The organism is Ensifer sp. BR816 (assembly GCF_000378985.1).
GTDB lineage: Bacteria > Pseudomonadota > Alphaproteobacteria > Rhizobiales > Rhizobiaceae > Sinorhizobium.
Genome location: NZ_KB905371.1, coordinates 246078 through 269292, shown reverse-complemented (window position 1 = coordinate 269292; position 23215 = coordinate 246078). Strand labels below are relative to the sequence as shown.

At 58.4% G+C, this 23215-nt stretch carries 19 protein-coding genes, 4 pseudogenes and 1 riboswitch; of the genes and pseudogenes, 10 read left to right on the top strand and 13 right to left on the bottom strand.

All coding sequences use genetic code 11. From position 1 onward, the window contains the following. Positions 1-194 precede the first annotated feature (194 nt). The 7 genes and pseudogenes from RHIBR816_RS38700 to RHIBR816_RS34865 form a co-directional block, all read right to left on the bottom strand. A pseudogene (locus tag RHIBR816_RS38700) lies at positions 195-293 on the bottom strand (ArsR family transcriptional regulator); the annotation flags it as partial. A 178-nt stretch (positions 294-471) separates the two neighbouring features. Continuing rightward, positions 472-1254, bottom strand: a complete 783-nt coding sequence (locus tag RHIBR816_RS0130855; RefSeq protein WP_018240451.1) for a class I SAM-dependent methyltransferase — start codon at positions 1252-1254, stop codon at positions 472-474. Positions 1255-1261: 7 nt separating this feature from the next. Next, entirely contained in the window at positions 1262-2065 is an 804-nt protein-coding gene (locus RHIBR816_RS0130850; RefSeq protein WP_018240450.1) for an ABC transporter ATP-binding protein, read from the bottom strand. Further along, positions 2062-3093, bottom strand: a complete 1032-nt coding sequence (locus RHIBR816_RS0130845) for an iron ABC transporter permease (RefSeq protein ID WP_018240449.1) — start codon at positions 3091-3093, stop codon at positions 2062-2064. Before RHIBR816_RS0130845 ends, RHIBR816_RS0130850 begins: the two co-directional genes overlap by 4 nt. After that, a complete protein-coding gene (locus RHIBR816_RS38125) occupies positions 3090-4115 on the bottom strand; it encodes an ABC transporter substrate-binding protein (RefSeq protein WP_018240448.1) in 1026 nt (341 codons plus the stop codon). The genes RHIBR816_RS0130845 and RHIBR816_RS38125 overlap by 4 nt, the downstream gene beginning before the upstream one ends. A 182-nt stretch (positions 4116-4297) precedes the next feature. Continuing rightward, positions 4298-4530, bottom strand: a riboswitch (cobalamin riboswitch). A gap of 424 nt (positions 4531-4954) precedes the next feature. Next, positions 4955-6115, bottom strand: a complete 1161-nt coding sequence (locus RHIBR816_RS0130830; protein ID WP_157628302.1) for an IS110 family transposase — start codon at positions 6113-6115, stop codon at positions 4955-4957. 190 nt (positions 6116-6305) lie between these two features. Beyond that, positions 6306-7421: a GlxA family transcriptional regulator gene (locus RHIBR816_RS34865; RefSeq protein ID WP_245262776.1), complete on the bottom strand. Its 1116-nt coding sequence runs from the start codon at positions 7419-7421 to the stop codon at positions 6306-6308. Between the two features lie 119 nt (positions 7422-7540). Here RHIBR816_RS34865 and RHIBR816_RS0130820 point away from each other — a divergent pair, with 119 nt between their 5' ends. The 9 genes and pseudogenes from RHIBR816_RS0130820 to RHIBR816_RS36700 form a co-directional block, all read left to right on the top strand. Next, positions 7541-8794 carry a sarcosine oxidase subunit beta family protein gene (locus RHIBR816_RS0130820; protein ID WP_018240445.1) on the top strand — a complete coding sequence of 418 codons (1254 nt, stop codon included), beginning with the start codon at positions 7541-7543 and terminating at the stop codon, positions 8792-8794. A gap of 53 nt (positions 8795-8847) precedes the next feature. Then, a complete protein-coding gene (locus RHIBR816_RS36715) occupies positions 8848-9147 on the top strand; it encodes a sarcosine oxidase subunit delta (protein WP_018240444.1) in 300 nt (99 codons plus the stop codon). After that, positions 9147-12152 carry a sarcosine oxidase subunit alpha gene (locus RHIBR816_RS0130815; RefSeq protein ID WP_018240443.1) on the top strand — a complete coding sequence of 1002 codons (3006 nt, stop codon included), beginning with the start codon at positions 9147-9149 and terminating at the stop codon, positions 12150-12152. The genes RHIBR816_RS36715 and RHIBR816_RS0130815 overlap by 1 nt, the downstream gene beginning before the upstream one ends. Position 12153: 1 nt before the next feature. Beyond that, positions 12154-12714, top strand: coding sequence for a sarcosine oxidase subunit gamma (locus RHIBR816_RS0130810; RefSeq protein WP_018240442.1), 561 nt, complete (start codon positions 12154-12156; stop codon positions 12712-12714). Positions 12715-12940: 226 nt separating this feature from the next. Beyond that, positions 12941-13363 (top strand): tetrahydrofolate dehydrogenase/cyclohydrolase catalytic domain-containing protein, encoded by a 423-nt coding sequence (locus tag RHIBR816_RS36710; RefSeq protein ID WP_084811364.1) that lies wholly within the window; start codon positions 12941-12943, stop codon positions 13361-13363. A gap of 47 nt (positions 13364-13410) precedes the next feature. Next, the gene (gene purU, locus RHIBR816_RS0130805; protein ID WP_026187628.1) at positions 13411-14295 is read left to right on the top strand and encodes a formyltetrahydrofolate deformylase; all 885 of its coding nucleotides are present in this window, start codon (positions 13411-13413) and stop codon (positions 14293-14295) included. A gap of 138 nt (positions 14296-14433) precedes the next feature. Beyond that, entirely contained in the window at positions 14434-14829 is a 396-nt protein-coding gene (locus RHIBR816_RS37765; RefSeq protein WP_157628281.1) for a hypothetical protein, read from the top strand. Further along, a pseudogene (locus RHIBR816_RS0130795) lies at positions 14765-15745 on the top strand (NAD(P)-dependent oxidoreductase); the annotation flags it as partial. The gene RHIBR816_RS37765 and the pseudogene RHIBR816_RS0130795, both read left to right, overlap by 65 nt. 152 nt (positions 15746-15897) lie before the next feature. After that, positions 15898-16412: pseudogene (locus RHIBR816_RS36700) on the top strand (DUF4147 domain-containing protein); the annotation flags it as partial. Between the two features lie 291 nt (positions 16413-16703). Here the strand turns inward: RHIBR816_RS36700 and istB are convergent. Continuing rightward, positions 16704-17450 (bottom strand): IS21-like element helper ATPase IstB, encoded by a 747-nt coding sequence (gene istB / locus RHIBR816_RS0130785; protein WP_018240436.1) that lies wholly within the window; start codon positions 17448-17450, stop codon positions 16704-16706. An 11-nt stretch (positions 17451-17461) separates the two neighbouring features. Continuing rightward, positions 17462-18985: an IS21 family transposase gene (gene istA, locus RHIBR816_RS0130780; protein WP_034817447.1), complete on the bottom strand. Its 1524-nt coding sequence runs from the start codon at positions 18983-18985 to the stop codon at positions 17462-17464. A gap of 205 nt (positions 18986-19190) precedes the next feature. Here istA and RHIBR816_RS34855 point away from each other — a divergent pair. Further along, positions 19191-19987: pseudogene (locus RHIBR816_RS34855) on the top strand (glycerate kinase); the annotation flags it as partial. A 163-nt stretch (positions 19988-20150) separates the two neighbouring features. Here RHIBR816_RS34855 and RHIBR816_RS0130770 read toward each other — a convergent pair. The 4 genes from RHIBR816_RS0130770 to RHIBR816_RS0130750 form a co-directional block, all read right to left on the bottom strand. Further along, positions 20151-20447 carry a hypothetical protein gene (locus RHIBR816_RS0130770; protein ID WP_018240434.1) on the bottom strand — a complete coding sequence of 99 codons (297 nt, stop codon included), beginning with the start codon at positions 20445-20447 and terminating at the stop codon, positions 20151-20153. A gap of 321 nt (positions 20448-20768) precedes the next feature. Next, a complete protein-coding gene (locus RHIBR816_RS0130760; RefSeq protein WP_018240432.1) occupies positions 20769-21836 on the bottom strand; it encodes a methylenetetrahydrofolate reductase in 1068 nt (355 codons plus the stop codon). After that, positions 21833-22417, bottom strand: coding sequence for a methylenetetrahydrofolate reductase C-terminal domain-containing protein (locus RHIBR816_RS0130755; protein ID WP_018240431.1), 585 nt, complete (start codon positions 22415-22417; stop codon positions 21833-21835). Before RHIBR816_RS0130755 ends, RHIBR816_RS0130760 begins: the two co-directional genes overlap by 4 nt. Continuing rightward, the gene (locus RHIBR816_RS0130750; RefSeq protein WP_018240430.1) at positions 22410-22703 is read right to left on the bottom strand and encodes a virulence factor; all 294 of its coding nucleotides are present in this window, start codon (positions 22701-22703) and stop codon (positions 22410-22412) included. The genes RHIBR816_RS0130755 and RHIBR816_RS0130750 overlap by 8 nt, the downstream gene beginning before the upstream one ends. Positions 22704-23215 lie beyond the last annotated feature (512 nt).

Here is a 23215-nt window from a genome sequence, read left to right as displayed (position 1 = left end):
CGGGCCCCTATGCGGGGCGGCCCAACAGCGGAGAGCGGCTCCACAGGGGGCGCTTGCAGCGACTCGACGACCTCCACGGGAATGAACTGCGGGACGGACGGCGCAGAGATCCGGCGAGCTTCTTACTCCAGCGGAAAAGCTGGCTCACATGAATACCGGCCGTTCGTGCGATCTCGGAAATGCCCCCGACGCACTGTCGGAGACAGGTTCAATGTTTTCGGCACTTCTGATGTCAGGCGATTATTTTTCTGAACGGCCTTGAGAAGCACTGCGTCTGCACGATCTACAGTCATTGAGAAATCCTGCGTGAACACAATCTTAGAAGGAAAGCGGCTTTTCCTCCAGTAATTACGCTGTCAATCGACGCACTAACAAGTCTAGTCTGATGGCCCAAAACGCTCCCGGTGGTGGATCCATTTTTTTGCGGGTTTGATGAGCAACAGGATCCGCCACAGCATAGGAATTGCGATCTCACGTCTTAATGCAGCCGATGACGAACTTACGATAAACAATGGTACGCAACTTGTTTCGGAGATTCGCTCGGGCTCTCTGCCCTCGCGCTACCCGATCGTGCGAAATGACCCGCACTGCGTCAAATCCGGCGCGCTCCAGCATCGGAACGACCAGGACCGGGCTTAAGCCCGACCCGAACGGCAGGCGCTGCATGATGGACGCGTGGCGCTCGCCCATCGCGCCGTCATAGTGAGGATCATGGCCGATGACACGTTCCATGAGCCAGATGAGCCCGGATGCCATCCGCCCTAGGCGCGTCGGCGTCGCCCAATCGCCGTCGAAGAACAGAAGCCGGCCGCCCGGTCTGAGCACGCGATGCCAGTCGGCGAAGGCCTGGGCCGGTTGGATCAGCGTCCAGACGAGATGGCGGCAGACGACCGCGTCATAGCATGCATCCGGTTCCATTGTGTTCTCGGCGTCGGCCAGAATGAAGCGGACGTTTGGGTTGTCGTTATGCTTGGCGCGCGCGACGACCAGCATTGCTTCCGAGAAATCGAGCGCCGTGACCTCATGGCTAAGCGAAAGCAGGACCCGCGTGATCTCGCCAGTGCCGCAGGCGAGCTCGAGGACCTTGAGCGGCCGATCGCCAATTTCTTTGCGGATAGCTGCTGCCCAGGCATCGAATTCAGGGCCATCGGCGATCTTGTGGCCGAAGGCGAGATCGAAGGTCTTTGATCGCTGCGACCAATAGGTGCGGATGTCTTCTTTGAGATCGTGATTGCGGCGATGGGCGACGTTCATCCTGGCCTCACACCGATTGCACCAGCTGAAGCTGGGGTCTGTGTGGCTTGGGACGGCGGTAACGAATCTGGAGCTCGCCGTCGTCGCCACGTTCGATTTCGGCCGAGACGCCGAACACATCGGTGATGACTTTTGTGGTCAGCACCTCCGCGGGCGGACCGAGCACGACAAGCCGGCCACCATGCATAATGGCGACACGATCGCAGAACATCGCAGCGTGACTGAGATCATGAAGCGCTGCGATGACGGTTAGATCGCGTTGCTGCCGGACGAGCTCGAGAAGACCGAGCTGATGGCCGACATCAAGGTGGTTCGTCGGCTCGTCGAGGATGAGGATCTCAGGCTGCTGTGCCAGCGCGCGGGCAATGTGCAGGCGCTGGCGCTCGCCGCCCGAGAGCGTGTACCAAAGTCGATGCGCGAACGTCGACATTTTCACTTCCCGGAGCGCTGCGTCGACAATCGCGTCATCAGCTTGCGACCAGGGGGTCAGGGCACCGAGGTGCGGTGTGCGGCCGAGTTCCACGGCTTGGCGGGCGGTGATACGCTCCGTTGTCTCCGCGTGCTGCTCGACAAGCGCGATCCTTTGTGAAATCTGCCGCTTGGCAAGCGAAGCCATCGGCTCGCCGAAGAGGTTTACATGCCCATTCCTCGGTTTGCGCAGACCGGAGATCAGCGAGATCAGTGTCGTCTTGCCCGACCCGTTGGGGCCGATGATGCCAAAGAACTCGCCGGGCACGATGTCGAACGAGACGTCGTTCACGATCGTCTGCCCACCGATCGACCAGGAGATATTACGGGCGGATATTGTCATGCGCGAGCTTTCTTCTGGGTCAGGATCATGGCAAAGGCCGGTGCGCCTACCAGCGCCGTAATGACGCCGATTGGCAGAACCTGGCCGGGGAGAATGATCCTGGACACGATGTCGGCGACGATCATGAAGACGGCGCCTGTCATCGCCGAAGCCGGCAACAGCACGCCGTGGCGGACGCCGACAAGCATCCGGGCGGCATGCGGGATCACAAGGCCGACGAAGCCGATCGAGCCGACAATGCCGACCATCACGGCGGTCATTAGCGCAGACACGCCGATGAGAACGACGTAGACGCGGCGGACGGGGATGCCGAGCGAGGCGGCCGATTCTGTACCGAAGGTGAAGGCGTCAAGCGCACGCGCGTGCCAGAGACAGACCAGCAATCCGGCGAGCGCGACGGGAAAGGACTGCCCGACATCCTCCCAGCGCACGCCCGAGAGATTGCCGAGCAGCCAGAACATGATGCCCCGCGCCTGCTCCGCATTCGCAGCCTTGGTGACGATGAAGGAGGTCAGCGCGTTGAAGAGCTGGGAGCCGGCGACGCCGGCAAGGATAATGGCGTTGGTGCCGCTCCCCGCCCGCACCGCGAGCAGGCTGACCAGCCCGAAAGCGAGCAGCGCGCCGGCGAAGGCGCCGATCGGCAGCGTGAGCAGGCCGCCGCCGACACCGAGGATCGCGACGCTGACAGCGCCGGTTGAAGCGCCGGCTGAAATGCCGAGGATGTAGGGATCGGCAAGCGCATTGCGCAGCAGGGATTGCAGCACCACGCCGGAGAGGCCGAGCGCCGCGCCGCAACAGGCGGCGACGACTGCGCGGCTCAGGCGATAGTTCCAGATGATACCCTCGTCGAGCGGCTCGAGCGGATAGCCCGCCGACCAGAGGCGGTTGGCGACCGTTTTGGCGACGATGTCCATGGGGATTGCCGTCTCGCCAATCGCCGCCCCGAGCCAGAGCGCGATGATGAGCATGACGAGCGCCGCAAAGACGGCGCCCGATCTTTTCGTCCATGACGCGGTGGCTGTCGTCATTGGCCGAGGCCGAACTTCTCGACCGCGTCGGCGATGATCTCGATCCCGTCGATGGTGCGGATCGTCGGGTTCATCGATTGCGCGTCCATCACGACGACATGGTCGTTCTTCACCGCCGGCATCAGGCTGGTGACCGGATCGTCCTTGAGGAACTTGAGCTTGACGGCGATGTCGTCGGCCGCATAGCGGCGGCGCTCCATCTTGCCGGCGACGATGATCGTCGGGTTGACCTTGGCGATGGTTTCCCAGCCGACCAGCGGCCATTCCTCCTCGGTCTTGATCACGTTGTCGATGCCGAGCGTGCGAAGAATGTAGCCCGGCGCGCCGTTGGTGCCGGCGACATAGGGATCGGTTTCCATCTGCTGGCTTGAGAACCAGAAGACGGCGGAGATCTTGCCGCTCGCCGCGCCGGTCTTCTTCTGGGCTGCCGCCTCGCGTGCCTTGAGGTCTGCGATCACCTCGGCGCCCTTGTCCTGCACGTCATAGATTTTGGCCAGTTCCTCGATCTCGCGGTAGATCAGCTGCATGTCGAAGACGGAGTGGCGCACGCCATCGCCGCCGCCCTTGTTGTCCTTGCCGACGCAATCGGATGGCGAGGTGTAGACGGGAATGCCAAGTTCCTCGAACTGCTGATTCTTGCCAACGACGCCCTCGGGGCCAACGAAATATTCAAACTGCACCGTGACGAGGTCCGGCTTGGTCGCGAGCACGCTTTCGAAGCTCGGCTCGTAGTCGGCCAGTCGCTTCACCTTGGCGTTGACGTCCTCGTAGTCTTTGAGCACCGGCCCCAACCAGCCGGCGGTCCCCGCCACCTTGTCGGCCAGGTCGAGGATATAGAGAATCTCGGTCGTGCTCTGACCGATCGCAACAGTGCGCTCGGGCGCCTTGTTGATGGTGATCTGCCGGCCGCAGTTTTCGAGTGTGAGCGGATATTGGGTCTTTTTGGCGAATGCGGGGTTGCTACCGAGCGCGAGTGCGACGATCGCGCCGGCCAGCAAGGTGGTGGTGGATTTAGTGAGCATATGTCCTCCGGAAGGTTCGTTCGGAGGCCGAGTGGTCCGCGCGCGTCGGCAACGAACGCGATCAGCCTGCTGGATGGATGGAAGAAAACGAACGGGACCGTCGGAAAACAGGCGCATATGCGCAAAAGGATCGGCTGAAGACCGTCATTGCTATCTCCTGTCTGGGCATCCCCGCCCGTACAATGGATTTCGGCTCTGACGGCAGGTCTCCTGGCTCGCGGATATCCGCTGTCCATCTACCTTCCCGGGAAAACCCCAGTGGCACGACGCCATTTGCGTCACGAGGATGGACGGCAATCCGCTTACAGTTGCGGGGGCAGCCACGGTCTTGGTCCCCCCTGGGGTCGTCCGCACCGTGTTCCCTATTAATCCCCTCGGAGTCATCGCTCGGGGAACCGTCGGCTAACCACGTAGCACTGCGCATGAAATGCCGTCAAGGATGATCTGATGCTGTGAGGATCAGATCAAACGCTATGGGCGATGCAGGAGGCTTCGGGATCATAATCTATCAGCGGGTCTATCATTCGATTCCCATCACATCAGGTTTTTTGTCAATGGTTCATTTTGATGGCATCACAAAGCCTCCTTTGTTCGCGGATCCACGGTCTGAGCCCATCGCTTTACCGGCTCGTTATCGAGCCTGTACAACCTCACATCCGGTCGCCGCTTCAACGGCGGGCACCAATTTCCCGCTTTCGCGGGCGCGGGCTCAGGAGAACGGGACCAATCTCAAGACCGGCAGTTGAAGCCAAAAGGAATCCCGGTCCGTTCACCTGGATCCGTCAGGGGCTGATCACACCCTGAGGATTGGAATTTGCTTTTCGATGCTGTTTTGCGCGTCAGGCGGCTTTCATGATTGCACCTTCGATCACGACGCCGGAGCTCACGTATTTCCAGAGTGCAACGAGCAGCTTGCGCGCCAAAGCCACAATCATCGGCTTTTTCAGACGGCCGCTATTGCGAGCGATGCGCTCCTTAAACCAGCAGGTCAGTGCCGATTTTGGTTGATGCCGCAACCACAGCCAGGCGAGCTCGACCATGGTCGCTCGCAAACGCGGATTTCCCGCCTTTGAGACACCTTGTTCGCGGTTAACGTTGCCGCTTTGCCAAGGAGAGGGGGCAAGCCCCGCGTAGGAGGCGATTTGCCGCCGATTGTCGAAGTGCCTGAACAGGCCTTCCGTGTAAAGTATCGTAGCGAACTCCGGGCCAATTCCTCTGATGCCCAAAAGCGCTGTCGCGCCCCGCGGCGTTTCCGGCGTCTCGTGGACGATCAAGGCATCTCGCTCTGCTTCTACGGCCTTGATTTGTGTGAGTATCAATTCGAGGCGATCAAGCTCTCTGCAGATCTCTGCCTTCAGGTGTTTTGACAGCGGACGGCCATCTCCAGTTCGAAGCTCGTCCAGACGCTGGCGACGGTCTCGATTTACCGGCTCGTACCCTCGTATTCCTTGCGTGAAGAGCAGCCCCTTGATGCGATTGACGTGGAAGACACGCTCCGCAATCAGAGTTTTCCGTTCCCGCCCGATCCGACGGTTGTCGTCCTCCTCGGGTGTGAGAAGTTTGACCATAGAGCAGGCCCGCGGCTCGCCCCGTTTCCAAGCCATCAAAGCGCGTATAAGTGTTTCGCCGTCGATGCGATCCGTCTTTGCCCGACGATGGCGGCGTGGCATGGCAATAGATGCAGCTTCCACAATATGGCTCTCGATCCAGGTTTCCTTGCTGAGGATGCGCCCCAGCCAGAAGCCATCAAGTCCGGCCTCCTGGATCACGACCAGCGGATAAAGCTTGTCCTTACGCCGCTGGGCTTTCTGGCGAAGGGCGGCAAAACACGAGAACAAGCCGGCGATATCGCCTCCGGTAACTGTATGGCGAGACAGCTTTTCACTTCCCGGCGATAGAGCTGTCACGAGCCATGTCGATTTGCTCAATTCCAACGAGACGAAAATTGCGCCAAGATCGACGGGGGTAGTGGTCTGCACTTGAGAATGATCTGCTGTCATCGGCATGATTGGCCTCCAGAGAGTTTTCTAGCGACCTCACTCTGCCACGGTGCAGACCGCTACTCACCCCTGATGGGATCTCAAGACGGAAGCGTCGCCTTAAGCGCTTGTTGGCGTTCTCGATTGAATGCCGACGGTATGAGCCTCGTGATTTCATGAGACTTCTCCGTTCAAGGCTCCACAGAGCGTATCAGTCTTTCCGGTCCTCGTGGTCCACTCGAAAGGTTGCTTTGACAGTGAGTTCAGGTGGTGCGGATGGCGGTTCCAAAGAAAGTGCGGTCCGCTCCACCTGTTGTGATTTACGGAAGACTGCGGGCGGAACTCCATTGCGTTGACGAAAACTCCGGACAAAATGTGAACTGTCGGCAAAACCTGTCTCGGCAGCTATCGTAGCGATGCTCCGGTTTGTCGTCTCGAGAAGCCACTCTGCCTGATCGAGCCGGAGTTTAAGGTAAGTCTCACGTGGCGATAGCCCAAATTCGCCTCGCAGGACGCGTTCCAAGCGCTTGCGGTTCACCCCAAGACGCTTTGAGAGCTCATCGATCTCTATGGGAGCATCAAGAAACTGCTGCATGGTAAAAAGAGCTTTGCGTGCCAAGGGGTCGGTTGTCGCCATGCTGACCGGCACCGCCGGCTGAGCTATTTCTTCCGAAGCGCTTTCTTCAATCATCATGATACGCAAGCTCTTGCGCGCAGGCGCTGTACCAATGTGACGCTGCACGATCCATGCGGCAAGGTGCGCCGAACTCGCCCCCCCAACGCATGTCAGCCTATCCCGATCGACGACAAACGATCGATCGGTTACCGCATGCATCCCTGGAAATTGATGCAGATAATCACCGTGGTGGAAGTAACTGATGCAGCAGCGATACCCGTTCATGAGACCAAGTTCATGAAGAATGAAACTTCCCGTGCAGATCCCGAGCAGCGGAACGCCGCGTTCCGCTGCTGCTCGCAGATAGTCTTTGTACGCCGGTGATAAATTGCTAACCTCCTCGATCAAGCCGCCAACCACACCAACGTAGTTAAATCGGCTTGGATCGCTCAATCGTGCGGTCGGGTGGACTGCAATACCGCAGCTTGAACGGACACTGTTCATATTCTCTGAGAGAATGGACCACTCACAAAGTATCGGACGACTGCGATCGCCTTCGTCTCCCGCTAGCCGAAGCACGTCTATAAAGTTTGCCAATGCTCCGAGTGTGAATTTCCGCCCAAGGATTAGACCGATCGAGAGCCGCGCAGGCGCGGTGCCATCCAATTTAGACTGCGTCTTCGGTGCGCGAAATTTTGGCATAAGTCCCATCTCAGCGAATTCTTAGATTTTATGACGTTGTCCGAAGGATACCATTACACTGTCGCACGGGTTCTGTCCAAGTTTGGTCCAGCGCGTATAGTCGCAGGGATGGATTTCGGAGCCCCAACGTGACAAATTTCTCATTCCCAAATCTCGTGTTGAACGCTCTCAGCAGGCACAAGAAGTGGCAGCCGCAGTGGCCTGATGCAACGCTGAAAGATGAGTATGACGTTGTGATTGTGGGCGCCGGCGGCCACGGGCTGGCGACGGCCTACTACCTCGCAAAGGAGCATGGTGTCACGCGTGTCGCGGTTATCGATAAGGGGTGGCTCGGCGGCGGAAACACCGGGCGCAACACGACCATCATCAGGTCGAACTATCTCTATAACGAGAGCGCGCATCTCTACAATCACGCGATAAAGCTTTGGGAAGGTCTCAGCCAGGAACTGAACTACAACATTATGTTCTCCCAAAGAGGCGTGATGATGCTCGCACACTCAGTCCATGACGTGCAGGCGTTCAAGCGACACATTCATGCAAACCGCCTGAATGGCGTTGAAAATGAATGGCTGGAACCAGAGCAAGCCAAAGCATTTTGCCCTCCGCTTGCAATCGGCTCCAGTCCGCGTTATCCGATCATGGGGGCGACTTTACAGAGACGTGGTGGCGTCGCACGCCACGACGCCGTCGCTTGGGGTTATGCACGAGGTGCTGCCGGTTACGGTACTGATATTGTTCAAAACTGCCCTGTGACTAGCATTCGCCGCGACGCCTCCGGTAAAGTGATAGGTGTTGAAACTGCGCGCGGCTTCGTTCGGGCAAAGAAAGTTGCCATTTCCGCAGCGGGCAATACGTCGGTATTGACCGATACAGCTGGCCTCAGGCTTCCTCTCGAAAGCTACCCCCTTCAGGCGCTTGTGTCTGAACCCGTTAAGCCGATATTTCCGTGCGTAGTCCTGTCGAACTCCGTTCATGCCTACATCAGCCAATCCGATAAGGGTGAACTCGTCATCGGCTCCGGCACAGATCAATACATCTCCTACAGCCAGCGTGGGGGACTGCCGGTCATTGAGCAGACAGTGTCCGCGATATGCGAAATCTTCCCGATCTTCACGCGAATGCGCATGTTGCGAAAATGGGGCGGCATCGTAGACGTGACCCCCGATCGCTCGCCCATCATCTGCAAGTCGGACATCCCAAACCTTTATCTGAACTGCGGTTGGGGTACCGGCGGTTTCAAGGCCACGCCGGGTGCCGGACACTTGTTCGCGCACACCATCGCTCGCGATGAACCCCATCCTATCAATACCCCATTTACGTTGAATCGGTTCACAACCGGAAGGCTGATTGATGAAGCCGCTGCGGCTGCAGTGGCGCACTGAGACCGCAGAAAGACAGAGCGCTGATACACAACCCACGTCGAAAGTTCTGAGAAATGCTTTTGATACGCTGCCCCTATTCAGGTGAAGAGAGACCAGAGGTCGAGTTTGCCTATGCTGGCGAAGCACACGTCCATCGTCCGACCGGCGTCGAGACTATTTCCGACGCGGATTGGGCTGCCTTCCTTTTCCTACGCAAAAACCCGCGCGGCTTGAATTTCGAGCGTTGGCGTCACGTCCATGGCTCTGGCCGTTATTTCAACGCGGTGCGAGACACCGTAACAGACCGGATCCTTTGCACCTATCCTGCTGGTGATCCTCCCCCGACGCTAGACGCGCTGGAAAGGCTGCGCTGATGAATAAGTTCCGCACCCCTGTGGGCGGTCGCATCGATCGTGGCACCCCACTGACTTTTACGTTCAATGGCAAGACTTACCATGGTTACCAAGGCGACACCTTGGCCTCGGCCCTTCTCGCCAACGGTGAACATCTCGTAGGACGATCCTTCAAGTATCACAGGCCGCGCGGGGTCATGACGGCAGGCTCCGAAGAGCCCAACGCCCTAGTAGGTCTCACTCGCGGCGGCGCACGAGAAGAGCCGAACAATCGTGCAACGGTCGCGGAGCTTTATGAAGGCATGTGTGCGACCAGTCAGAACCACTGGCCATCGCTTTCCTTTGATATCGGCGCTATCAACGACCGTCTCGGAATGCTTTTCACTGCCGGCTTTTACTACAAGACGTTCATGTGGCCAAAGACTTTCTGGAACAAGGTCTACGAGCCCATTATTCGCTCGGCCGCCGGTCTCGGAAAATCGCCGACGCAGCCGGACCCGGACCACTATGCGAGCCGCTACGAACATTGCGATGTGCTTATCGTTGGCGCCGGTGCAACCGGAATTTCGGCAGCCTTGTCTGCGGGTCGATCAGGGGCGCATGTTATCCTCGTCGACGAACAGGCGGAGGCAGGTGGCTCTCTACTCTCTGAAGCGAGCGCGACGATCGATGGCAAGACGGCCACTGCATGGCTAGAGAGTGCAATCGCATCACTGAAGGCGATGCCAAACGTGACGCTCCTTACACGCACGACCGCCATCGGTTACTACCATTACAACATGCTGGGACTGTGCCAACGCGTGACAGATCACCTGACTGCCCCACCGGCAGATGCACCCCGGGAACGCCTGTGGCGTGTCCGTGCGAAGCAGGTTGTGCTGGCCCAAGGAGCGATCGAGAAGCCATTGGTGTTCCCGGATAACGATCGCCCCGGTATCATGCTTGCCGGGGCTGCCAGAACCTACCTCAACCGATATGGCGTCATAGTGGGCCGGAGGGTTGTCGTTGCGACATCACATGACAGCGCATGGGGAGCGGCGTTCGACCTTGCAAACTCGGGTGGTCGGATTGCCATGATTGTTGATCTGCGAAAGTCAGTATCACCGGAATTAGTTGCAAACGCACAAGCGCTCGGCATTGAAACGCTTCTCGGTTGGACTGTTTCAGGGACAGCGGGACGCAAAAGGATCTCCAAGGTTCGGGTAAACCCTCTCACGTCCGGCGGAGGTGTCGGCGCCGGCCGGTCTGTCAACTGTGACGCTCTGCTAACGTCGGGGGGATGGACGCCGTCTGTGCATCTCTTTTCGCACACAAAGGGTGAACTCACCTGGAACGAGACGCTCGAGTGCTTTCTCCCGGGAAAGTCTCTCGAGGCGCTGCAGTGCCCCGGGGCCGGCGCAGGTGATTTTGGGCTGGTAAACGCCCTGAATGCTGGTCGTTCCGCTGGCGAGGCGGCGGCTAAGACTGTCGGTCGACAGGTCGCGGACGCTATCGATAGGTATGTCGTAGACGGAGAGATCACATTCTCCGGCGTGAGCCAAAGAGATCTCCCTGGGGAAGGTAACCCGGACACCACCAAGGCGTTTGTCGATCAACAGAACGACGTAACGGCAAAAGACATCCGGCTTGCCGTGCGTGAAGGCTTCCGTTCGATTGAACATATCAAGCGCTACACCACCAACGGCATGGCAACGGATCAAGGGAAGACATCAAATATCAATGGTCTTGCTATCGCGGCGGAAGCCCTTGGAAAAACGCCACCCTCCGTCGGCCTGACGACATTTCGGCCACCTTATACACCCACGACGTTCGGCGCATTTGCTGGATATCGTCGGGGTGACCATTTCGAGGTGACGCGTAAGACACCGATGGACAGCGCTGCTGTGGAAGCTGGTGCCATATTCGAACCGGTCGGGCTCTGGCGTCGCGCGTTATACTTCCCGCGCAGCGGAGAGACTATGCATGAAGCGGTCGCTCGCGAGTGCCGCACGGTCCGCGAAAAAGTTGGCATATTCGATGCTTCGACGCTAGGGAAAATCGAGGTTGTCGGCCCGGATGCCGCTGAGTTCCTCAATCGGATTTACATCAACAGTTGGACCAAACTGGCGCCGGGCCGTTGCCGATACGGCCTCTTGCTCGGCGAGGATGGCTACATACGCGACGATGGTGTGATCGGTAGGATTGCCCAGGATCGCTTTCACGTGACCACGACAACCGGGGGCGCAGCTCGCGTCTTCGGGATGATGGAAGACTACCGCCAGACAGAATGGCCTGATCTTGATGTGTGGTTGACTTCGACGACCGAGCAGTGGGCGGTGATGGCCTTGAACGGCCCTAACGCGCGAAAGGTGATCGAGCCCTTAGTTGATGGTATCGATCTGTCGCCCAATGCATTTCCACATATGTCGGTAGCGGAAGGGCGTATCTGCGGGGTGCCATTACGACTGTTCCGCGTCAGCTTCTCGGGGGAACTTGGTTTCGAGGTCAACGTGCCTTCACGCTACGGTCTGGCGATTTGGCGCGCACTGATGGAATCGGGAAAGGGTCTTGGCATCTCTCCCTATGGCACCGAAGCCATGCATATTCTCCGCGCCGAAAAAGGGTACATCATCGTAGGCCAGGATACGGATGGGACTGTTACACCTCAAGACGCTGGCTACGGACGTATGGTTGCGACTAGCAAGCCAGATTTCGTCGGCAAACGTGGTCTTGTGAGGCCGGACCTTGTGGCGAACGGACGACGCCAAGTCGTTGGGCTGCTAACGACAGATCCGCATGCGGTTCTCGAAGAGGGTGCGCAGCTCGTAGCGAACCCCGCGCGGAAGATCCCCATGAAAATGATTGGCCACGTAACATCATCTTACCACAGCACGACACTTGGCCGATCAATCGCATTGGCCCTGTTGGAGAACGGCAACGAGCTCATTGGGAAGAAAGTCTATGTCCCCATGCCTGGGAGAACCGAAGTTGCGGAGGTGACGAGCACCGAGTTCTATGACCCGGAAGGCAAGCGGCTGGAGATGTGACATGAATATTGCCGAGAACAATCCGCTATCGTCGCTTCCTACACTTTTGCTTTCCGGAGTATTTGAGCTCATGCCGGTGGCAACGGAAGCGCGTTTCAACCTCCGAGCACGACACAGCTCTGTGGCTGAAATTTCCAGGACGATAGGAATCAATTTGCCTGCGCGCATGGGCGATGTCGTGGCCACCCAGGGAAAGCGAGCAATTTGCGTCGGACCTGACGAATGGCTGTTGAGCTGCGAGTTCGAGAATTCTTCTGATCTAATGACCGCCGTGGGGGAGCTCTCTAGATCGACGGCCCTAAGCTTGGTTGAAATCACGGATCGGGATTGCGGCCTTCGAGTGGTGGGGCCAAAGGCGGCTTATGCACTGAAAGCGGCTTGCCCATACGATGTTGAAGCTATGCCTCAAAACACGGCTACTCGGACTCTGTTTGATCAAGCAGACGTTCTCGTCGTTCGTGAAGGTGAGAACTCATACCGTCTACAGATGCTGAGGTCTTGGTCGACCCATGTCGGGACATTGATGGCGATCATAGGCCGGGAGATAGCGGCGGACCTTTGACTTCGCAAGCATAGGGCACGGTGAGTTGGCCACAACCGAAATTGATGACGGTCATGGGCCGACACGCGAGATTGGCTAAACCAAGGATCAAAGCCGTATCCCGCCCCTGCGCAACAAGAAAAGTAAATTCTTTGAATGCGACGATGCGCACGATAATGGGAAAGTTTTCGATGCGGGTGCTGGAGGTTGGCCCATCCGATCCACTTCCCCGGACACTGGTGGACAGATGGGGAGGGTGTCGAAAATTAAGTGCTCGGCATCTAACCCCTTCGCGCCGCGGTATGAAGATTATCGTGGACTGGAAAAGCGGGTCCTGAAGAAAGTGGCCAGAATACACGAAAGCGAGACCAAGGTCCTTGCTCCGGACAGGCCAAAGGGAAATCGAGATGATGACTGCACACCTCATAGATGGCCGGGCTATCGCGGAACGCCTCAGCGGGGAGGTCACACACGTTACGTCGGAACGCTAAAGGAAAGAGTTAGCATTACACCGGGTTTGGCAGTGGTGCTCGTCGGCGACGATCCGGCATCACATGTTTACGTGAAAAACAAGGTGGCTCAGACGATTGCAGCGGGAATGGTGTCGATCGAACACAGGCTTCGCAGGGATACGAGTGAGACTGAACTGCTTTCATTGCCGATGTGGTGATTAATGCAATCGCGCCGACTTTTGCTTCGTGCTGACCGGAGATGAAAATGAATCGATATACTCTAACTGTTACCTGCCCAGCAAAACGCGGCATCGTGGCCGCTATTGCGGGTTTCCTTGCTGACCGAGGCTGCAATATCGTTGACAGTGCACAGTTCGATGATGCCGAAAATCGCCAATTTTTCACTCGCGTTAGTCTCGTCAGCGAAGAAAGCGTACGTCTGCCAACGCTTCAACAAGAATTCCTTCCCATCGCTCAAGCATTCAACATGACCCATGCCTTTCACAACGAAGGTGAAAAGATGAAGGTCGTCATCATGGTCTCTCGCTTCGGACATTGCCTCAACGATCTGCTATATCGCTGGCGGATCGGGGCGCTTCCCATCGAGATTGTTGCTGTAATCTCCAACCACCTCGACTACCAAAAAGTCGTGGTAAACCACGATCTGCCATTTCACCACATCAAGGTCACGAAAGATAACAAGCCAGAAGCAGAAGCGGAACAGATGCGAATTGTGGAGGACACGGGCGCCGAGCTCGTGGTTCTCGCCCGCTACATGCAGGTCCTCTCTGATGAAATGTGCAGGAAAATGTCCGGTAGGATTATCAATATACACCACTCCTTTCTGCCATCGTTCAAGGGGGCAAATCCGTACAAGCAGGCATTTGAACGCGGCGTCAAGCTGATCGGCGCAACATCTCACTATGTGACCGCAGATCTCGACGAAGGCCCGATTATCGAGCAAGACGTCATCCGCGTGACCCATGCGCAGAGTTCGGAGGACTACGTCAGTCTTGGCCGCGATGTTGAGAGCCAGGTTCTCGCACGTGCCATACATGCCCACATTCATCGCAGAGTGTTCCTCAATGGAAACAAGACGGTGGTCCTACCCGCTGCACCTAGCTCGCTGGCATCGGAAAAAATGGGCTGAAGTTAACTCCTGACGTACGCCATTTGTCGGCTATTTCGCGATTGAGTGCCGTAGCTTCGTCTCTATGCCGCAGGGATTTGGCATCCCTGCCAATTGCCTTTCTAGGCGCTGGCTAACACCACAAAGAGGAACTTTACAATGATATCAGATGCTCAGTTGCGTGTGCAACGAGAGGAAGCACTCGGTCTGACCAAGGGTGGCGCGCCTGAAATCCCGTCGAACCCATTTTTCGGTGTCGGACCCATAACGGATGTCACGCGGGATGAAGTGGATAGCCGCCTCCGTCGTATAGAATTTGATCGCTGGATCGAGAGCAACTACCGCAAATTCGACGACATCGGAAAAGACATCGGAGCGTTCACCACGGCCGAACTGTCGCGGAGCATGCATCGCGGCTATCCAGCAGACAAGATCCTCCTCGACATGATGCGCGCGATCCATCGCTACTTCGAGTTTCCGAAGTCGAACCGCATTGCTCAAGGTGATGCCGGATCTCCCAGGCAATGCCCTTCACGACCGGGTCGTGACGGGTGATTTCGACACTGGCAAGAATCTTGCGGAATATCCGACGGAAAAACTCGAGGGCAAGAGGATAGCCATCCTCGGCTACGGCAATATCGGCCGCGAGCTTGCGAGGATCGCCAAGAGCTTCCACATGAGCGTCGTAGTCTATGCCCGATCGGTGCATCGCGACAACATCCTGTCCGAAGGCTACGAATACGCCGAAACTGCCGTCGCCGCCGCCAGCGGTGCAGACGTCCTCTCCGTGCATCTCGGCCTTGGCCGACAAGACCCGGCCACGGGCGTATTTTCGAATGCCGGTCTGGTCAATGGCAGAGTCCTGTCGGCGCTGAACGACCGCGCCGTCCTGCTCAACTACGACCGCGGCGAGCTCGTTGATGTTGCCGCCCTCGACGGTGCGCTTTCGTCGGGCAAGGTCCGCCATCCTGCAATCGACGCTGATATTTTCGTGACAGCCGAAGGCGTGACCGGTCCGATGAAGCCGTATCTTGCGCTTCTGCCAAAGCACGCCGACAAGCTGGAGCTTTTGCCGCATGCTGCAGCGGATACTGACCATCCAACGCGCGTTGCCGGGGCAAAGCAGGCGGTCGACCAGCTCTTTGATTCGATCCGCAACCGTGCAGTCACAAATTTAAAGGGCGATCTTCCTGAAGGCTACGTGTGCATCGGAGTGCGAGCGCCGGTTGGAATTGGTCCCGTCAGGAGAGCGGATATAGAGCGATCAATTGGCATCCCCCATTTTCTTGAGGAGCTCCGGGCGACCAGCGAATCCATCGCGGCGATAGTTGGCAGCTTGGATGCAGTTAGCGACGCAGCGCACAGGGCCCGTATCATTGATCGTTACCGCGGGCTCCTCACCGAAAGCGTACTAAAGCAAACGAACTTGCTAAGGGGGGCTGGCCCGATCGCACCAGCCGCATCCGAGTAGCAAATGAGATGGTGTCTGGCGGGTGCAGACCGGCCAGACACCTGCTGAAAGAACAATATCCGCACTAGCGACGGCAGCGCGGCCAATTCCACAACATGCCCTATAGACGCTCTGGAATCCACGGTGCTGTGGGCTCTGGCGAGGCCAACTCAATGACATTTCAGAAAGCAGCACCGGTTTGTGGAGTTCGCCAGTTTCTGACGTCTCTTTTCAGGGCAGCGGTAGACGCTGCCGACCCGGTTAGAGCAATTTCCGCACATCTGCCGGCTAAACCTAGGGGCCGGGTTGTTGTTGTCGGGGCGGGGAAGGGTGCGGCACAAATGGCGCGAGCGCTCGAAACCTCTGGGATAGTCCTGTCTCAGGCGCCGTCGTGACGCGGTATGGTTTTGCTTGCGAAACGAGGTACATCGAGATCCTTGAGGCTGCTCACCCCGTGCCGGACCAAGCGGGGCTCCTAGCTGCCAAGAAGTTATTTTCCTTAATCAGCGACTTGGAGGAGGACGATCTCGTGATAGCTCTAATTTGCGGCGGCGGATCAGCCTTGCTGCCCGCACCTCTCAGAGGGCTGTCGTTGTCCGATGAGGCGGAAGTTAACGCCCAACTGCTGGCTTCAGGAGCCCCCATTTCCGCCATGAACACTGTGCGCAAGCACATCTCGTCTATCAAGGTGCGGATTCCGACGATCGCGCGCATGCATTCCAACCTGATGCCGCGCACCGTTCCGATTTGATCGCGCGCATGTGAGGCGCGGATCGTTGAAGGTAAATGTGACTACGAACTTATCCCGGTCAAGCTGGTGTCGATGATATCGCTGTGGACGGCGGAAGATTGCCCCCGACGGAGCGAAGCAGTCCGGCGCCGCGCTTCCCAACGCGCCGTAGGGGCCGGTCTGCTTCGCGGGCCGCGCGTCCGACATTGTTTTGGCCAGGATATTTTCCACGGTTTGCGGTCCGGCCTTTCAGGTCTGTATTTCGACCGATTGGCGCAGACGGCGCATGGACTCGCCGCTCATTTCAAGCCTGTGGGCGTTGTGAACGAGGCGATCCAATATTGCGTCGGCGTAGGTGGGGTCGCTGATTTTTTCGTGCCATCTGGCTACGGGGAATTGGCTGGTGACGAGCGTCGAGCGGCGGCCGTATCGTCCCTCGAGGATCTCCAGCAGGTAGTGGGGAGCGTTGCCGTCGATGGGCTGAAGCCCGTAGTCATCGAGGATGAGAAGTTCGACGGCGCTGAGACTTTTCAGGCGCGCTGCGAGGCTGCCGATCCCGCGGGCCTGCTCGAGGCTCTGCAGCAATGCCGGCATCCGGACGTAAAGAACCGAATGATTGTCGCGGCAGGCCTTGTGCCCCAAGGCGCAGGCCAACCAGCTTTTCCCAATGCCTGTCGGGCCGACAATGGCGCAGTTCTCGTGCTTCCTGATCCAGTCGCCGGCAATCAGCAGGTCGAGTATGCTGCGATCATATTCGCGTGGCGCACGGCGAATGATGTCCTCGGGAACTGCAGGATGGTGCAGTTTCGCATTGCGAAGCCGGAGCGCAAGACGCTTGTTATTGCGCCAGGTTGCTTCCTGGTCCAGCAGCAGCGCCAGCCATTCGGCATGACTGAGGTTGTCGCTTTCGTCGTTATCGGCGAGTCTTGCGAAGGCGTCTGCCATACCGGCAAGCCCCAGCTGCTGCAGCAGGTTGAGGGTGGGATGTTTGAGCATTTCTAGTCCTTTCAATGGTAGTATCCGGAGCCGCGGATGTTGTCGTGCTGGATCGGTTCCTGCTCGAGGCGCTCGGACCGGGGGATGCGGTCCAGTTCCTTTTCGAGAATGGATTTGATGCCGGGATAGTTGAGCACCTGGAATTCCAATGCGCGTTGCGCCGCCGCTTCAAGGCGATCGGCGCCAAAGCGTCTTTCCAGGCCGAGGATGCCGACACAGGCGCGGTATCCCTGTTCCGGATGCGCGCGCTTCTCAATGATCCGATCAACGAGAACGCGCAGCATGGGCCCGATCCGCTTGGCTTCACTGCGTATCTTCGCCGGCGTCCATTCGCGATAACGCTGATGGTTTGGCGGCATGTGCACGGCAACCGTCGTGTGGCGGCCGTTGCTGCTGCCACGCACATGCGCGGCAATTCGGTCCCCGCCGAGGAATATTTCCACCGTGCGAATGGTGTATCGAACCTCAACCTCGCTGCGCGCAAAGCGGTAAGGGACGGAATAAAAATGCCGATTGAGTTCAATATGATAATCGATACCGACGCGGCAGCGTCGCCATTCCGCATGCACCCAAGGCTCGGCAGGGAGCGGCTTCAGGTTCGGGGCATCGAGCTCCTCAAACAACGCGCGCCGCGTCTTGCCGTACTGGCGGATCACCCGTTCGTCATTGAGCCGGGTGATCAGATCGGCAATTGCCTTGTTGAGATCGGCGAGGCTATAAAAGGTTCGGTTCCGCAACCGGCCGAGAAGCCAACGCTCTACGATGCCGACGCAATTTTCGACTTTGGCCTTGTCGCGCGGTTTTCTCGGGCGTGCAGGAAAAACTGCCGTCGTGTAATGGCGCGCCATATCCGTATAGGAACGATTGACCATCGGATCGAAGTGACAAGCCTTGATCACCGCGCATTTGGTGTTGTCGCTGACCAGAAGCTGCGTCACCCCACCAAAAAACCTATAGGCTGCGTTGTGCGCCTCGATCCAGTCGGGCAACTGTTCGCTCCACGTCGCCAGCGCGAACGACAGGCTGGACGCCCCCATCACCGCCACGAAGATATGGGCGTCCCGCACCACGCCGGTTTTGCGGTCGACGACGGCTACCTTGTCACCGGCATAATCGACAAACAGCTTCTCGCCGCCGGCATGGCTCTGACGCATCACCAGCGGCAGCCGGCCGTGCCAGTTTCGGAACAACTCACAGAAACGCGAATACCGGAATCCATCGGGGCCCCGAGCAATGTACTCCTCCCAGAGCACCTGCAACGTCACATGCTTGCGCTTCAATTCGCGCGCAACAGCAGACCAGTCCGGCTCGGCCTGCTTCCGGCGCCCAACTTTCTTACCGGGCGTCCCGTAAAGGCGCTGCTCCAGCTCGCTGTCACTGATCGTGGCCGGTAAAGGCCACATCAGTCCTTCCCGTTGCAATCGCTTCAAGGTGTCGCGGACCGAAGTCTCCCCGACACCCAATTGCTTGGCAATGATGCGGTTCGAAAGACCGACATCCAGCCGCAGTTTCAAAATCTCGCGCACCTGGCGCATCATGAGTCTCCTCGTCGGCAATTCACTTCTCCATGGCGATGTTTCAACCTGGAGAAATAACCCCAACGATCGGGCCTCACGACATCGTTTTACTGCGCGCCATCATCTCGGAATGCTGCGCGGAGATTTGTCGGAATGGTGCGCGTCATCATCTCGGAACGGTGCGCGCGATCAAATCGGAATGCTGCGCGCGATGAGCCCGGATTCCGCAATCAAGGGAGGGCGCTTGGCCGCGGCGACGAAGGCCCGGGTGGTGTCATTGATCGTTTCTGATGTACCCGGCGATAGTCCAGCGTTCGTTGCCTCCGGCCCGACAATTCCTGATAGTTCGACCCGCCACGATGCACTGGACGTAATCCAGCAGTACCAACTTGCTCTACCCGATTCCGTTATGGCGCATTTGAGGTCTGAAAGCACCCCGGCGCCATCAGCCTTTGACCCTGTTTTCGCCCGGCATGAACATCATATCATCGCTTCTGCGGGTGTTTCTTTGCGCGCCGGGGCAGACCTGGCCAGGTCTCGTGGCTTGAGCGCTGCAATACTTTCGGACTCAATTGAGGGGGAGGCGCGCGATGTTGGATCGACCCTTGCCGCAATCGCTCGACAAATTGGAGATCACGATCAGCCCTTCAGCAAACCAGTCGTATTGCTCTCTGGCGGTGAGACAACGGTGTCGGTAGCAGTGGCGGCCGGGGCGGTCGCAATAGCGAGTTTGCTCTTGCCATGGCAGTCGCTATTGACGGCAGGCAGGATATTCACGTGCTGGCGGCGGATACTGACGGCATTGATGGCACAGAAGCTAATGCTGGCGTGTACGCGGATGGAACAACTGCGGCGCGGATGCGTCGCGCGGGCCTAAAGACGAATGATCTGCTACACGCACATGACAGCTATACAGGTTTTGAGGCAATTGGAGATCTGTTCGAGACCGGGCCGACCGGAACTAATGTGAATGACTTCCGCGCAATCTTAATCTCAAATGGAGAGGGGTCGTGGCGCTAGCACAAGGAATTGTAGCGCCGTCGCGGCTGAGATGCGCGCTCCCGTTTCATTAGATCTCCACGCCGTAAAACCGCGTCAGTTTCATTTGGCTTTTTGACCGGAGTCGATGCGCCCAGCACTTTCTTCACTTTTTCCGCAGCGTTTTTTCGTAATCGCTCAGGTGTTAGCGCGGAGATCTCGTTTTGATGCTCGTGATGAGTTCCTCGTCCTCGACGAAGGCCTCTAGGAAGTCGTTCCATTCGTCAGTGGTGCGTCGAGCATGGGCAAGCATTTGCTCCAACTCTTCAATTCCGTCGCGGGTAACCGAAGTTATTGTCTCGTCCGGTCCGGTGTAGAGGCTGATGATGCTGCCATAGCTCAGGTTGTCATCGTTGCTGACGATCGCCTGCAGGAGTGCGGGATCTTCGTCGAGCAATTTGGCGACGTAGTCGATGCTGAACACATGGGCCACGTTTGCCATCAAGCGGCCTCTGCGCATTTAACGGGAACAGACCTCAACTCCAAGTCAGTATTCGTCGAGTCCGTTGGATCGAGCACGTCGGCCCAGCGATCCGATGCGTTCTTGATGACCATTTCAAAAATGCCTTTGATCATTTCGACGACTGCGGCCGGTCGGGCAGATGACGGTTTCGCGGAAAGCCGATGAGATCCTGATACGGTCAAAATAAGATCGTCTGATCCTTGAAGCCTCGCTTTCCGAGCGTCCACATTTTTTGCTGTCGTCGCAAGAGCAACGTGCCTTCGTGTGTTCTCCACGAAGTCCGGACGGTACCGCACGGGCTCAGAATCCGCTGCTGTTTTTGTCCTGAACACCCTTTCGCAGATTTTGAAGCCGGTCGGCGACGAGCACATCCCCGCGGGTTGCTTCGCGCTTCCAGGGTTTGCGGCCCTTCAGCGCGCCGGATTCATGCACGATCTCCGCGACATATTCTTCCTGGCGGTAGGCCATCACGTGAATGCCGGAGACGCCCTCGATCTCCTTCACCTCGTTGATGATGTCGATGCAGAGCTGCTTGCCTTCCTTCTTCTGGTCCTGCGCACCCTCGAGACGGGTGATCACGCTGTCCGGAATATGGATGCCCGGCACGTTGGAGCGGATCCAGCGGGCGGTCTTGGCCGATGCCATCGGCCCGACGCCGACGAGGATGAAGCATTTCTCGTGCAGGCCGAGGTCGCGCACCTTCTTCATGTATTCGCGGAACATCGGCACGTCGAAGCAATACTGGCTCTGGACGAATTGCGCGCCCGCTTCGATCTTCTTCGCCAGCCGGTAGGGCCGGAAGTCGTAGGGAGGCGCAAAAGGGTTGATCGCGGCGCCTAGGAAGACCTGCGGGGGCGTCGTCAGCTTGCGGCCGGAGAGGAACTTCGAGTTGTCGCGCATGATGCGCACCGTCTCGAGCAGCGACATGCAGTCAAGGTCGAACACCGGCTTGGCGCCGGGCTGGTCGCCGGCCTGCACGCCGTCCCCGGTGAGACACATGATGTTCTGCACGCCCATGGCGGAAGCGCCGAGCACGTCGCCCTGGATGGCGATGCGGTTCTTGTCGCGGCAGGCGATCTGCATGATCGGCGCGTAGCCCATGCGGGTCAGCAGAGCGCAGATGCCGACCGAGGACATGTGGCAGTTGGCGCCGGACGCATCGACCGCGTTGATGCCATCGACCCAGCCATCGAAGATGGCCGCGCGCTCGTAGACATCCTCAGGATTGGCGCTGTCCGGCGGGTTGAGCTCGGCGGTGACGGCGAACTCGCCACGGCGCAGCACGCGCTCAAGACGGCCGCGGGAGGAATGACCGGGCAGGGGGGGGAGAAGAGCATCGGGATCGCGAGGATTGATATTCAGGTTCATTGCCGGCTTTCCTTCTTAGCCGCTTCGCGCGCGGCTGCTGCTTCCGCCGTCACGCGCAGCCAGGACGAGGTTTCGCGCAGTGACTGGTTGACCGGTTTCTGCACGTTCAAGATCGCGTCGCCCTTCGTCATGTTCCGCGATCCCTTCCAGGCCTGCACCCAGGCGCAGGGCATATCCGGCTCCACTTCACAATTGCCGTTGGCGCGCACGCCGCCGCAGGGCCCGTTCCTCAACTGCTTCGGACAGTTCATCGGGCAGGACATGCCGGTCGAGGACAGCGCGCACTGGCCGCACATGCGACAGTCGAAGAGGAAGCCCTTGACGTGGCGCTCGACGAAAGTCACCGGCCGCTCGACCCGGCCGTAGCCGATGGCGTTCCACAGCGGGTGAAGCAGCAGGAACATGTCGGCGAAGCGGTTGTAAAACCAGTCGAGGAAGCGGGAGTTCCTGACCGCCCAGAGGCGGACCGTGTATTTGTAGCGCGCGCGGCGGCTCGGCGAAACGCTCGTCGGAACAAAGGCGGTGCTTGCCGTTTTCTTTGCCGGATGTGCGTTGTCGGTTACGACCCTCGGGTTAGGCATTTTCGCGGCCTCCGGTTTTGACGAGCGCAACAAGACGCGCCCGGCCATAGGAAGCCTCAACATCAGCCGCCGCCTTGTCGGCTTCCGCCTCGAGATCGCCGGAGACGGGAACTGGATCAGTCTTGCGCCACTCGGCAAGGTACTCGTTGGTCTCGGCAGCACCGGTGCGCATGTCGATTGCCTCCGTGAAGCGTAGCGAGAGTTCACGCTTTGCGCTCTTGCGGCCCTGCTTGATGATGACCTGGGCGGGGATATCGCGCCAGTAGACGATGATGCGGTCTGCCATGGATTCCTGTTCTCCTCAAGTGCCGACAATGCGCATGTCCCCGACCCCTCGCTTACCTCGGCACGACGTCAGAGATACCGAAAAACGGCGACCCTGCTTGTTACGGGGCGAGCTGTCCCCTTGCGTCAGACTCTGCGCGGACGCCGACCGGAGGGCAGGGATGGGTGACCGTGACGATCAAGCCGATTACTTGCAAAGCCGCGGCCTAAGCAACATCACGCGGGCGTGAGACGCATGGGCGACCGCAGGATTAGGAACAAAAGAGAATGCCCCGACATGGGGCACATCTCAGCCCATGATGGCGGCGATGACGGGCGACAGCAATTTTCCAAGGATTGCGTAATCTCACTTCTTGAACTAGGACATAAGCCCTCATGACGGCCCCAAAGAGCAAATTGAGGCGGGGCGCTTTTCTCAAGGCGCGCCTGGACGCCGTACGCCCTGACCTAGGGCTCGACGTTTGGTATCGTCCGCTTCGATTACCATTGGTGCATTTAAGACCTAAAGGTCAG